This is a genomic window from Burkholderia sp. Ax-1719 (assembly GCF_011753055.1).
GTDB lineage: Bacteria > Pseudomonadota > Gammaproteobacteria > Burkholderiales > Burkholderiaceae > Paraburkholderia.
The window spans coordinates 1-13,017 of record NZ_VWWJ01000001.1 but is presented as its reverse complement, the minus strand read 5'-3'; the positions used below and the strand labels follow the sequence as shown (position 1 = coordinate 13,017).

10 protein-coding genes are annotated in these 13,017 nt (G+C 62.7%); 9 read left to right on the top strand and 1 reads right to left on the bottom strand.

Annotated features, from left to right (window positions below; all coding sequences use genetic code 11):
* Positions 1 to 4: 4 nt before the first annotated feature.
* Positions 5 to 1,585 (bottom strand): isocitrate lyase, encoded by a 1,581-nt coding sequence (locus tag F3J17_RS00050; RefSeq protein WP_167052585.1) that lies wholly within the window; start codon positions 1,583 to 1,585, stop codon positions 5 to 7.
* Positions 1,586 to 2,155: 570 nt separating this feature from the next.
* Here F3J17_RS00050 and F3J17_RS00045 point away from each other — a divergent pair.
* From F3J17_RS00045 to F3J17_RS00005, 9 genes are all read left to right on the top strand, one after another.
* Positions 2,156 to 3,094: an AraC family transcriptional regulator gene (locus tag F3J17_RS00045; protein ID WP_167054340.1), complete on the top strand. Its 939-nt coding sequence runs from the start codon at positions 2,156 to 2,158 to the stop codon at positions 3,092 to 3,094.
* Positions 3,095 to 3,218: 124 nt separating this feature from the next.
* Positions 3,219 to 4,277, top strand: coding sequence for a sugar ABC transporter substrate-binding protein (locus F3J17_RS00040; protein ID WP_167052584.1), 1,059 nt, complete (start codon positions 3,219 to 3,221; stop codon positions 4,275 to 4,277).
* Positions 4,278 to 4,367: 90 nt separating this feature from the next.
* Complete coding sequence (locus tag F3J17_RS00035) at positions 4,368 to 5,198, top strand: ATP-binding cassette domain-containing protein (protein WP_205194570.1); 831 nt, start codon at positions 4,368 to 4,370, stop codon at positions 5,196 to 5,198.
* Positions 5,199 to 5,209: 11 nt separating this feature from the next.
* The gene (locus F3J17_RS00030) at positions 5,210 to 6,469 is read left to right on the top strand and encodes a sugar ABC transporter permease (RefSeq protein WP_167052580.1); all 1,260 of its coding nucleotides are present in this window, start codon (positions 5,210 to 5,212) and stop codon (positions 6,467 to 6,469) included.
* A gap of 35 nt (positions 6,470 to 6,504) precedes the next feature.
* Entirely contained in the window at positions 6,505 to 7,233 is a 729-nt protein-coding gene (locus tag F3J17_RS00025) for an SDR family oxidoreductase (RefSeq protein ID WP_167052578.1), read from the top strand.
* A gap of 36 nt (positions 7,234 to 7,269) precedes the next feature.
* On the top strand, positions 7,270 to 8,913 hold the full coding sequence (locus tag F3J17_RS00020; RefSeq protein ID WP_167052576.1) for an FGGY-family carbohydrate kinase: 1,644 nt from the start codon (positions 7,270 to 7,272) through the stop codon (positions 8,911 to 8,913).
* An 87-nt stretch (positions 8,914 to 9,000) separates the two neighbouring features.
* Entirely contained in the window at positions 9,001 to 10,266 is a 1,266-nt protein-coding gene (locus F3J17_RS36525) for a leucine-rich repeat domain-containing protein (protein ID WP_167052574.1), read from the top strand.
* A 630-nt stretch (positions 10,267 to 10,896) separates the two neighbouring features.
* Entirely contained in the window at positions 10,897 to 12,063 is a 1,167-nt protein-coding gene (locus F3J17_RS00010; RefSeq protein WP_167052572.1) for a porin, read from the top strand.
* Positions 12,064 to 12,287: 224 nt separating this feature from the next.
* A partial coding sequence (locus F3J17_RS00005; RefSeq protein ID WP_240160706.1) for an ABC transporter substrate-binding protein occupies positions 12,288 to 13,017 on the top strand: 730 nt, incomplete at its 3' end.

Below are 13,017 nucleotides of genomic sequence, written 5' to 3'. Positions count from 1 at the left end.
TGAATCAGAACTGATTCATGGTGTTGTCTTTACCCGCTGCCTTCAGCGCTGCTTCGCCGCTGAAGTATTCCTTGTGATCGTCGCCGATATCCGAACCGGACATGTTCTGGTGCTTGACGCAGGCGATGCCCTGGCGAATCTCCTTGCGCTGCACGCCGGCCACATAACCCAGCATGCCCTGATCGCCGAAGTATTCCTTGGCCAGATTGTCGGTCGACAGCGCGGCCGTGTGGTACGTCGGCAGCGTGATCAGGTGATGGAAGATGCCGGCTTCACGCGACGCATCGGCCTGGAACGTGCGGATCTTTTCATCCGCGAGCGTGGCCAGTTCGGTCTGGTCGTATTCCACGCTCATCAGCTGGGCGCGGTCGTAGGACGACACATCCTTGCCGGCGGCCTTCATCGCGTCGTAGGCCTGCTGGCGGAAGTTCAGCGTCCAGTTGAACGACGGGCTGTTGTTGTACACCAGCTTGGCGTTCGGGATGACCTTGCGGATCTCGCTGACCATGCCGCCGATCTGCGCGATATGCGGTTTTTCGGTTTCGATCCACAGCAGGTCGGCGCCGTTCTGCAGGGCCGTGACGCAATCCAGCACGCAGCGCGCTTCGCCCGTACCGGCGCGGAACTGGAACAGGTTGCTCGGCAGGCGCTTCGGACGCAGCAGCTTGCCGTCGCGCTTGATGATGACGTCGCCGTTGCCCAGTTCGTCGGCCGACAGTTCTTCGCAATCGAGGAAGGCGTTGTACTGGTCGCCCAGATCGCCCGGCTTGCTCGTCACGGCGATCTGCTTGGTGAGGCCCGCGCCCAGCGAATCGGTACGCGCCACGATGATGCCGTCATCCACGCCCAGTTCCAGGAAGGCGTAGCGGATCGCGCGGATCTTGGCGAGGAAGTCCTCGTGCGGCACGGTGACCTTACCGTCCTGGTGACCGCACTGCTTCTCGTCCGACACCTGGTTTTCGATCTGGATACAGCAGGCGCCCGCTTCGATGAACTGCTTGGCCAGCAGATAAGTGGCTTCCGCGTTGCCGAAACCGGCGTCGATGTCGGCGATGATGGGCACGACGTGCGTCACGTGGTTGTCGATCTTTTCCTGGATCGCGGCCTTGGCAGCGCCTTCAGCGGCGTCGAGCTGGCGGAACAGGCCGCCCAGTTCGCGGGCGTCGGCCTGGCGCAGGAAGGTGTACAGCTCGCGGATCAGCGCGCTCACGGACGTCTTTTCGTGCATCGACTGGTCGGGCAGCGGGCCGAACTCCGAGCGCAGCGCAGCGACCATCCAGCCCGACAGATACAGATAGCGGCGGTCGGTGCTGTTGAAGTGCTTCTTGATGGAGATCATCTTCTGCTGGCCGATGAAACCGTGCCAGCAACCCAGCGACTGCGTGTACTTGGCCGGATCGGCATCGTAGGCGGCCATGTCGGCGCGCATGATTTTCGCCGTGTACTTCGCGATATCCAGACCCGTCTTGAACTTGTTCTGCGCGCGCATGCGGGCGGCCGATTCGGGGTTGATCGCGTTCCAGGCGCTGCCTTGCTGTTCCTTCAGACCTGCCACTGCCTTGATGTCGTCTTGATATTGGGACATGAGTCTCTCCTGATGGTCCTGATTGGTCCTGATAGGGATACGCGTTTGACTGGTTGGTTCGGCGTGTCGCTGTGTCTCTCGCAGCGCACTGCATGACTTAATAGTAGCGCCGCGTCGCCCAACTCTTATATAAGACATAAGACATTATTTGTTGTTTATTTTCAATGAGATAGATGCGTGTTTTTGCGATGTAAAACGCCTTTTCGGCCGGCGAAAAGATCGCGCGACGCAAAATCGGGGCGATTTTCGTAATGTGAAATGCGCTTTCGGCTCATGGAGATAGGGCAGTGGCAAAGCGCCGGACGTTGCGATGCACAAAAATTGACATCGGCCGCGATGGGGGCTTTCCCGTATGCAAAAAAGTATCAGTTGGGCGTCTTATTTTTAGTAGCCGATCCGCATGCGGACGGGTAATTTCCAGACATGGCGGCGCTCATCGCGTTTAGCGCGTTTATCAGTTACGCGGGCCTGACAAGAAAGAACGAACAAGGCACGGAACGCCGCAGGAGGAGACAGATGCTCACCACGCAGGACGCGATGACTGATCGGGCCGATTCCATCACCCATCGGATGACTCACCGGGACGCCGGGCACGCCAGGATCGACCAGCCCGATCTCGAACTGGTCGCCGTACCGGCAGCGGAATCGTTCAAGGTCTGGGCGCATGGCTATCCCTATCGCACGGTGCGCTGGCATTTCCATCCCGAATACGAGATCCACCTGATCACCGCCACGACGGGCAAGTATTTCGTTGGCGACCACATCGGCAATTTCGTGCCGGGCAATCTCGTGATGGTGGGGCCCAACTTGCCGCATAACTGGGTGAGCAGCGTGCCGCCGGGCGAGCGCGTCGACGAACGTTGTCTCGTCCTGCAGTTCGATGCGGCCTTCGTGGCGCGCGCAATCGAAGCGTTTCCGGAGTTCCGGCGGGTGGAAACGCTGCTCGACGCCTCGCGCTCTGGCCTGCTGTTCGCCCCGGAGGCCGGTGCCGCAGTGGAGCCGATCCTGCGCGAGATGGTTGGTGCGCAAGGCCTTCGGCGCGTCATGCTGTTCATCGCGCTATTCGATCAACTGCTGCGCAGCGCCGAGCCGCAGCGGCTCGCCAGCGCCGCCTATCACGCCGACCCGACGCGCTACGCCGGTTCGCGTATCAATCACGTGCTGACGTTCATCGGCAAGAACTTGTCACAGGAACTGCGCGAAACCGATCTGGCCGCGCTCGCCGGGCAAAGCGTCAGCGCTTTCTCGCGTTACTTCCGTCGGCATACGGGCGTGCCGTTCGTGCAGTACGTGAACCAGTTGCGTATCGACCTGGCCTGCCAGTTGCTGCTGTCCGACGAGTTGAGCATTACCGGCATCTGCTACCAGGTGGGTTTCAACAATCTCTCGAATTTCAACCGGCAGTTTCTGCAGATCAAGGGGATGTCGCCGTCGCGCTGGCGCGCGTGGCAACGCCTCAACGCCGCCAGCGCCGCCGAATCCGCCGACCCGACCACCGTGCCGGCCTAGCGCACGCCTCGCGCCTCATACCTGTTGTCGCACCGGGCAGTCTTGCCCGGTGTGGGGAAGCTTTACCCGTGGTCCACCGGCGGCATGCGCTGAACCGGCATTTTTCTAACAACGGAGACACTCAATGACCCGACTCACAACCCATCTGATCGGCGCCGCCCTGTTTGGCCTGGCGCTGACCGGCGCAACCGCGTCCTTCGCCGCGCCGAGCGGCACCGTAGCGTTCCTGATGCCCGACCACGCCTCGACGCGCTACGAACAACATGACTTCCCCGGCTTCAAGGCGGAAATGGCGAAGCTCTGCGCGGGCTGCAAGGTGCTGTACCAGAACGCCAATGCCGATGCCTCGACCCAGCAGCAACAGTTCAATTCGGTGATCGCGCAGGGCGCGAAGGTGATCGTGCTCGATCCGGTGGACTCGACGGCCGCGGCCTCGCTCGTGCACATGGCGCAGAGTCAGGGCATCAAGGTGATTGCCTACGATCGTCCCGTCCCCTCTACGCCGGCCGACTACTACGTCTCGTTCGACAACGAGGAGATCGGCAAGTCGATTGCGCAGTCGCTCGTGCAGCACCTGAAAGAGGCGGGTGTGGCGACTGGCAAGGGCGGCGTGCTCGAAGTGAACGGCTCGCCTACCGATGCGGCGGCCGGCCTCATCAAGAAGGGCATCCACGAAGGACTGGAAGGCAGCGGCTACAAGACGCTCTCGGAATACGACACGCCGGAATGGGCGCCCCCCAAGGCCCAGCAATGGGTGAGCGGGCAGATCACACGCTTCGGTGGACAGATCGTCGGCGTCGTGGCCGCCAACGACGGCACGGCTGGCGGCACCATCGCCGCATTCAAGGCGGCCGGCGTCAATCCGGTACCGCCCGTGACGGGCAACGACGCGACGCTGGCGGGCCTGCAGCTGATCGTGGCGGGCGACCAGTACAACACCATCCTCAAGCCGAGCGAGATCGTGGCGGGCGCGGCGGCGAAAGTTGCGGTGGGCTTCCTCTCGGGCGACAAACCCAAGGGCGAAACCACGCTCTTCAGCACCCCGTCGCAACTCTTCAAACCCGCTGTCATCACCGCGAAGAACATCAAGGCCGAGGTGCTGGACAAGGGCTTTACGAGCGCGAAGGATCTGTGCGCCGGTCGCTACGCGGATGGCTGCAAGAAGCTGGGCATCGCAAACTGAATCGCATCGCTGATCAGATAGGCCGATCCACCGGGACGGCGGTCGCCGTCCCCGGGTTTTACGAATGCAGGTACTACCATGACCGGGTCCATGATTGAGAATTCTCCATCCCGAGCGGCGCGGGGCGAACTCGTACTGAGTCTGCGCGGCATCTCGAAGCATTTTGGTGCGGTCTCCGCACTGACCGACATCGAACTCGACGTGCACGCGGGCGAAGTCGTGGCCCTCGTCGGCGACAACGGCGCGGGCAAGTCGACGCTCGTGAAGGTGCTCGCCGGCGTCCATCAGCCGAGCGCGGGCACGATCACGTTTCGCGGCCAGCCGGTCACGTTGACCGATCCCGCCACGGCGCTCGATCTGGGCATCGCCACGGTGTTCCAGGATCTCGCGCTGTGCGAGAACCTCGATGTGGTCGCCAACATCTTTCTGGGCCGCGAGTTGAGCCCGATGCGGCTCGACGAAGTGCAGATGGAAGTGCGCGCGTGGACGCTGCTCAACGAACTCTCCGCGCGCATTCCCGATGTGCGCGATGTGGTTGCGTCGCTTTCCGGCGGGCAGCGCCAGACGGTCGCGATCGCGCGTTCGCTGCTGCTCGATCCGAAGCTGATCATGCTGGACGAGCCCACGGCGGCGCTCGGCGTGGCGCAGACGGCCGAGGTGCTGAACCTGATCGAGCGCGTACGCGAGCGCGGTCACGCGGTCATCATGATCAGCCACAACATGGAGGATGTACGCGCCGTGGCGGATCGCATCGTCGTGCTGCGCCTGGGGCGCAACAACGGCGTGTTCTATCCGGATTCTTCGAATGCGGAACTCGTCGCCGCCATTACCGGCGCAACCGAGAACGCGGTGTCGCGCCGCGCGGGACGCCGCGCCGCGCAGCAGGATGCCGGGCAGGACGCGGGGCAGGACGTTCAATGAAAGGAATCATCATGAGCAAGGAAACGCAGGGCGCCGCGCAGCCGGCCCCGCTGCTCGACCGCAGCGATGTGCGCGTCAAGCACGCCAGCGGACCAGGCGAAAGCCTGTCCGCATTCGTCGACCGGATTCGCGCGGGCGACCTCGGCTCGCTGCCGGTCATCGTGGGCTTGATCATCATCTGGACGGTATTCGCCAGCCTGAATCCGGTCTTTCTATCCGCCGACAACCTCGTCAATCTGCTGTTCGATTGCTCGACGGTCGGCGTCATTTCACTGGGCATCGTCTGTGTGCTGCTGGTCGGCGAAATCGATCTTTCAGTGGGATCGATGAGCGGCTTTGCTTCGGCGATGCTGGGCGTGCTGTGGGTCAACGAGGGCTGGCCGGTGCTGCTGGCCATCGTGGCGGCGATCGTCGTCGGCGGTGTGATCGGCGCGCTGTATGCGCTGCTGCTGAACCGCCTGGGCATGCCCAGTTTCGTGTCGACGCTGGCCGGGCTGCTGGCGATTCTCGGCATGCAGCTCTATCTGCTTGGCTCGGATGGCTCGATCAACTTGCCCTACGGCTCTCCGATGGTGAATTTCGGGCAACTGATGATTATTCCCGCCGTGGTCTCGCACGTGCTGGCCTTGCTGCCGGGCCTCACGATGGTCGTGCTTGGGCTGCGCACGCGTGAGCGCCGCCGCGCCGCCCGGCTTTCGGCGCCTTCGATTGGCGGCCTGCTCGCGCGCGCGGCGATCATCACGCTGTTCCTCGAACTGGTGGTGGCGTATCTCGACCGCGGACGCGGCGTGCCACTGATGTTCGGCGTGTTCCTGGGGCTGACTGTCGCCATGAACTATGCGCTCACGCGCACGCGCTGGGGGCGCTCGATGAACGCCGTGGGCGGCAATCGCGAAGCCGCGCGCCGCGCGGGTATCAACGTGCGGCGCATCTATACGAGCGCCTTCGTGCTGTGCGCCGCGCTGGCGGCGCTGGGCGGCGTGCTGACGGCGGCGCACCTCGCTTCGGCGAGCCAGCAGGCCGGCACCGGCGACGTCAACCTCAACGCCATCGCGGCGGCGGTGATTGGCGGCACGAGTCTGTTCGGCGGACGCGGCAGCGCCTGGTCGGCGGTGCTCGGCATCATCGTGATCCAGTCGATCGCAAGCGGCCTCACGCTCCTCAATCTGTCTTCGTCGCTGCGTTTCATGATTACCGGCGCGGTGCTGGCCATCGCCGTGATCGTCGATTCGCTGGCGCGCCGCTCGCGCGTTACGCACGGCCGCGCCTGATTGCGCTTAATCCAATGCATTCCGGAGAGTCGTTCATGTCTGAATCCATGAAGGGAAAAGTGGCCGCCATAACGGGTGCGGCTTCGGGGATCGGTTTCGAGTGCGCGCGTGCGCTGGTCGGGCAGGGCGCCAAGGTGGTGCTGATCGACCGCGCGAAGGAGCGCCTGGACGCATGCTGCGCGGAACTGGGACCGAACGCGTTGCCCCTGCAGGTCGATCTGCTGGAGCCCGCGGAAGTCTCCGGCATGTTGCCGAAGATCCTCCAGCTGGCTGGCGGTCTCGACATATTTCACGCGAATGCGGGTGCCTACATTGGCGGCGAGGTGGTGAACGGCAACCCCGACGAGTGGGACCGCATGCTCAACCTGAATATCAACGCGGCGTTTCGCAGCGTGCATGCGGTGCTGCCGCACATGGTTGCGCAGCAATCGGGCGACATCCTGTTTACGAGTTCGATTGCGGGCATCGTGCCGGTGGTGTGGGAGCCAATCTACACCGCGTCCAAATTCGCGGTGCAGGCCTTCGTGCATACCACGCGTCGCCAGGTCGCCAAACATGGCGTGCGCGTCGGGGCGGTCGCGCCGGGGCCGGTCGTGACGGCGCTGCTCGACGACTGGCCGAAGGCAAAGATGGAAGAAGCGCTGGCTTCCGGCAGCCTGATGCAGCCGAAGGAAGTCGCCGATGCGGTCATCTTCATGCTGACCAGGCCGCGCAACGTGACCATTCGCGATCTCGTGATCCTGCCCAACAGCGTGGATCTTTGAGCGGCGTCGCTCACATCACCGGATAGAGCAACGGCAATGACTTTAGAGAAGCAGGAGAACGCGGCGAGCCGCGCGCGCTATGTGATCGGCGTGGACGTGGGCACGGGCAGCGCCCGCGCCGGCGTGTTCGATGCGAACGGCGGCATGGCGGCGTCGGCGAAACACGATATCAGCGTGTTTCATTCGAGAGGCTCGATCGTCGAACAGTCGAGCACGGAAATCTGGCGCGCCGTCTGCCGGGCCGTGCAGGACGCGCTCGCTGCGGCGGCGCTTGCGCCGGGCGACATCGCCGGCATCAGCTTCGATGCGACCTGCTCGCTCGTCGTGCTGGGAGAGGGCGGCAAGCCGCTGCCGGTCGGGCCCACGGAACAGGCTGGGCGCGACATCGTCGTGTGGATGGACCATCGCGCCGTCGATCAGGCGCAGCGGATCAACGATACGGGCCACGCGGTGCTGCGCTATGTTGGCGGCACGATCTCGCCGGAAATGGAAACGCCAAAACTGCTGTGGCTGCTGGAACACCGTCCGCACGTGTTCGCGGCGGCGTGGCAGTTCTTCGACCTGACCGATTTCCTCACGTGGCGCGCGAGCGGCGATCTGGCGCGCTCGACGTGCACGGTCACCTGCAAGTGGACCTATCTGGCGCACGAGCGCCGCTGGGACGAGAGCTACTTTCGCGCAGTGGGACTGGGCGTGCTCGCCGACGAGGAGTTCGTCCGCATCGGGCAACGCGTGGTTGAACCGGGAACGGCGCTTGGGCAAGGGCTGACGCCGCAGGCCGCCGCCGAGCTGGGGCTCGCCGCCGGAACGCCGGTGGCGGCGGGCGTGATCGACGCGCACGCGGGCGGTATCGGCACGGTGGGCGCCGACGGCGCGCCCGAAGACTGTCTCGCCTATGTGTTCGGCACGTCCTCGTGCACGATGACCACCACGCGCGAGCCGGTGTTCGTCCCCGGCGTGTGGGGGCCGTATTTTTCGGCGATGGTGCCGCAGACCTGGCTGAACGAAGGCGGGCAATCGGTCGCCGGGGCGGCCATCGAGCGGCTGATCGGCATGCATCCGCTGGCTCACGAGGCGCAGGGCCGCGCGGCGCAGGCTGGCGAGTCGTTGCCCGCCATGCTTGCGGGCCTGGCGGCGCAGGCGAGCGAAACGCTGTCCGATGCGGTGAAGCTCGCGCGCGATCTCCATGTCGTGCCGGAATTCCTTGGCAACCGCGCGCCGTTCGCCGACCCGCATGCGAAGGCCATCGTCGCGGGACTCGGCATGGAGACGGACATGGAGAGCCTCGTTGCACTTTATGTTGCCGGGATCTGCAGCATTGGTTACGGCTTGCGTCAGATCATCGAGGTTCAGGATGCGGCGGGCGCCCCGATCGAACGCGTGGTGATCAGCGGCGGGGCCGGGCGGCTGGGGCTCGTGCGCCAGTTGCTGGCCGACGCCACGGCGAAGCCGGTACTCGTGACCAAGGCCGAAGAACCCGTGCTGCTGGGCGCGGCAATGCTGGGCGCGGTGGCGGGTGGTCTGTACGGCGACCTGCCCGGCGCAATGGCGCGGATGTCGCGCATCGACAAGGTTCACGAACCGGCCACCGGAGACATCGCCGCGCTGCATGACGCGCGATACGCCGCATTCAGGCAGTTGCAGGACGTGGCGAGGTGCATCCGGCAGACGCGGGCGTGAGCGCCGCGCCTGGCTGACACGGCACTGACGGGGCGCGGCCCCGCTCTTCGTGTATAAATGGGCAATCCTGCACAAACGGAGCCGCCCGTGGCCGACACCCCGCCCGACAACACCCAGCCAGCCGCGGAAAGCGCGCGCCCGTCAGTTTCGCGTCGCCCCGGATTCTGGATTCTGTGTGGCGGCATCGTTGTGCTGATCGTCATCCTGCTGATGATCTTCCATCCTTTTCGGGAAAGACTGGATGAACATGCGCTAGGCGATCTCGGGTTTTTCACGGGTGTCTGCAACGGTGGCGGCGATGCCGCCAGTGCACCGGAGCCTGGGTGCATCGCATTGCGGGCGAAGCCGACCATGACGACAGCCCAGCTTGCGGCGGCGGTTCCTCATCTTGACAAGCTCGATCGCAAGGTCGAACTGAACCTGACGGACACGCCCGTCGATAACATCGATTCGCTGAAAGATCTGGATAACGTCGAGGCGCTCGACCTCACGGGAACCCAGGTCTGGAACATCGACGCGCTGCAGGGCATGCCCTCGCTGAAACGGCTCGTGCTGCACCGAACCCAGGTTCAGAACATCGATGCCTTGAAAGAACTGACGAGCCTGCAATCGCTCAACCTCTGGGAAACCGGAGTCTCGAATCTCGATGCACTGAAGGACTTGAGCGACCTGCAACAACTCGATCTGCGCGATACCCAGGTGCGCGACCTGGATGTGCTGGCGAAACTGCCTCACCTCGACACCCTCAAACTGGGCGGCGCGCGCAATGTCAAGAGCATCAAGCCCATTGGTCAATTGACTGCGCTCAAGGTCCTGGATCTCAACGAGACGCAGGTCGACCGTCTCGATCCCTTAAAAAATCTGCACGATCTGCAGGCGCTGTATCTCGCCAACACGCCGGTTCGCGATATCGATGCGCTGGCGGACATGTCCAATCTGACGACGCTCGTGCTGGACGGCTCGAAAGTCGACAATATCGACGCCATGAAAGGGCTGATTCAGCTGGATACGCTGGTTCTTTCGCGCACGCCGGTGACGGACATTGGCGCGCTGAAGGGGCTGACTAACCTGCAACGGCTCAACCTCTCCGATACCGATGTCGAGGACATCGATGCCCTGAGCAATCTGACGAAACTGAAAACGCTCAATCTCTTTCGCACCGATGTCCAGGATATCGATGCACTGAAAGGGCTCAAGGGTTTGCAGGAGCTGTATCTCGCGAACACGCCGGTCAAGAACGTCGACGTGCTGAAAGGCCTGACCGGGCTGCGTGAGCTGGTGCTCTACGGCACGAAAGCCAGCAATGTCGATGATCTCAGGGCAGCGTTGCCGAATACGCGGATCGTCTGGTAAAACGGGTGCCGCGCTGGCGAAATAGAAAAATCAGATAGCCCCAGATTTCCCCCTATTGACCGTCACGTCGAACTCGTCATCGAGCTCCACGTGACGGCGCGGATACTGCGCCCGTACGGGTTGGAGGCCGTGTCATATAAGGGAAATGTCGGAAAGGCGCAAGTACATCAAACTAGATTTACTTATATCAAACAAATTTTGACGCCAATTTTTGTTCCTGATATGGTTTCTTTACGTGGGAAGCCGGACACGGCTGCGTACCTCGCTCTACGGTGATGTCTTGCTGGAACCGGCAGGCAAGGCGTTTGTGCTGCAAACAGGAGACTCAGCACATTATCAGTCCGCGCCAGCATAGCTGGATCAGCAACCGAAGCAGGGGGGCGGTTGTCGTGTGGGGCGAAACCTCGGGGCTGTTTTATCGAGGAAGTACTGGAAGCCAAAACTTCGGGTGCTGCCTTGTATGAGATTGTAAGGATGACGAAGTGTACGACTTCCATTTCCCATTGGTGTGAACGAGATGCTAGCCGTCGCGGCATGAGGCGATGCGCAGGCCGTACATCGTCATCGACATTCGAATAAAACGAGACCCATTTCAATCAATCAAAAAATTATTCCAGGCGTGAAAGACAGATGAAGAACAACAAGATCAAGATCAGCGTGATGGCTGTTGCTGCTTTCGCAGCATCCTCGGCAGCAATGGCACAGTCGTCGGTTACCTTGTACGGCATGCTCGACGCAGGTATCGGCTATACGTCCAACGTGGGCGGTCACTCCAAGGTCAGCCAGGATGGCGGCGCGTCGGGTTCGAACAAGTGGGGCCTCAAAGGCCAGGAAGATCTCGGCGGCGGACTTTCGGCCGTCTTCAAACTCGAAAACGGTTTCAATATCGGCACCGGCCGCATCAACGGCCAGGGTCCGATTGGCTCCACGCGCTCGCTGTTTAACCGCCAGGCTTACGTAGGCCTCGCGTCGGACCAGTACGGTACGGTGCGCATGGGGCGCCAGATCGACGCCGTGACGGAAATGGTGCAAGGCATCACCGGCGACGGCATTTCGGCGTCGGCATTCTCGACCCCGGGCGACGTCGACAACAACGACAACACGACGAACCAGAACAACGCTGTCAAATACATCTCGCCGGTCTTCCACGGCTTCCAGGTTGAAGGCGCCTATTCGTTCGGCGGCGTTGCTGGCGCAACGGGTTCGGGTCAATCGTGGTCGGTGGCTGCGGACTACCTGCAAGGTGGACTGACGGTTGCTGGCGGCTATTTCCGCGCCGTCAATCAGGGTGAGAGCGGCTGGGAAAACGCAACGGCGCAGCCGTCGTTCGGCGGCTCCCTGGGCTATCCGTCGTCGGGCTACAACGGTGGCAATGCGTTCAAGAGCGCGGGCATTGCTCAAATCGCCGGGCAATATGAATTCGGTCCGGTCACGGCCGGTCTGCGTTACTCGAACGCGCAGTATCAGGGCTTCGACGGTCAGCCGTCGATCCACTTCAACGTGCTGGCTGGCCTGATGCAGTATCGCGTGAGCCCCGCGCTCTCGCTGGCAGCTGAGTACACGTACGTCTACGGTTCGGCAGCTACGCCTACGCAAGCCGCTGAGGGCCGCACGATGGCGTCGATCAACCAGGTGTCGCTGGGCGCAACGTACTCGCTGTCGAAGACCACCTCGGTCTACGTGATGGGCGCGTACGTCCACGCGCTGGGCGCTCAGGCTTCGGTTGCTGACTTTGGCAACACCGCGTCGGGCGGCAACCAGGTTCAAGCCAACGTTGGCATGTACCACGCCTTCTGATCGCAGGCTTGCAAGCCCGGGGTAATGCACGCATTACCCCGGCAACGAAGTGTTCTGCCAGTGAACTGCCGTGAAACCGGCAGCACGACACTGGCAATCAATTCCCCGACCACGTCCCTGTGACGAACGATATTTTCATCGTCGATACGATGGACGTGGACTCAACGCGCCCACGAGCAAGATCGCTGTATGCCAGTTTGCGCTGGCACCGAATCGGAGAACACATGAAACAAAACAACCTGTTGCGTGCAGCACGGATGACGTCCTTCGTGGCGCTCGCAGCGGCATCGATTGCAGGCGCCCCGCTCGCGCACGCCGACAGCATTCCGAACAAGACACTCGTCTACTGTTCGGAAGGCAGCCCGGCCGGTTTCGATCCGGCGCAGTACACCACCGGCACCGACTTCACCGCGAACACGTTCACCGTCTACAACCGTCTCGTTGAGTTCGAACGCGGCGGCACCAAGGTCGAACCGGGCCTCGCGCAATCGTGGGATGTTTCCCCAGACGGCAAGACCTACACGTTCCACCTGCGCCACGGCGTGAAGTTCCAGACCACCTCGTTCTTCAAGCCCTCGCGTGAGTTCAACGCCGACGACGTGGTGTTCTCGTTCCAGCGCATGCTCGACCCGAACCAGCCGTTCCGCAAGGCGTACCCGGTGTCGTTCCCGTACTTCACGGACATGGGCCTGGACAAGCTGATCGCCAGGGTCGAGAAGGTCGATCCGTACACCGTCAAGTTCACGCTCAACGAGCCGAACGCGCCGTTCATCCAGAACATGGCGATGGAATTCGCCTCGATCCTTTCCGCTGAATACGCGGATCAACTGATGAAGGCCGGCAAGGCCGCCGACATCAACCAGAACCCGGTCGGCACCGGCCCGTTCATCTTCAAGAGCTACACCAAGGACGCGACGATCCGCTTCGACGGCAATCCGGATTACTGGAAGCCGG

Excerpts from the sequence above, each read along its gene's own strand:
- F3J17_RS00050 (WP_167052585.1), bottom strand. The coding sequence starts at position 1,585 with ATGTCCCAATATCAAGACGACATCAAGGCAGTGGCAGGTCTGAAGGAA.
- F3J17_RS00020 (WP_167052576.1), top strand. The coding sequence starts at position 7,270 with ATGACTTTAGAGAAGCAGGAGAACGCGGCGAGCCGCGCGCGCTATGTG.
- F3J17_RS00030 (WP_167052580.1), top strand. The coding sequence starts at position 5,210 with ATGAGCAAGGAAACGCAGGGCGCCGCGCAGCCGGCCCCGCTGCTCGAC.
- F3J17_RS00035 (WP_205194570.1), top strand. The coding sequence starts at position 4,368 with ATGATTGAGAATTCTCCATCCCGAGCGGCGCGGGGCGAACTCGTACTG.
- F3J17_RS00045 (WP_167054340.1), top strand. The coding sequence starts at position 2,156 with ATGACTCACCGGGACGCCGGGCACGCCAGGATCGACCAGCCCGATCTC.
- F3J17_RS00010 (WP_167052572.1), top strand. The coding sequence starts at position 10,897 with ATGAAGAACAACAAGATCAAGATCAGCGTGATGGCTGTTGCTGCTTTC.
- F3J17_RS00025 (WP_167052578.1), top strand. The coding sequence starts at position 6,505 with ATGTCTGAATCCATGAAGGGAAAAGTGGCCGCCATAACGGGTGCGGCT.
- F3J17_RS00040 (WP_167052584.1), top strand. The coding sequence starts at position 3,219 with ATGACCCGACTCACAACCCATCTGATCGGCGCCGCCCTGTTTGGCCTG.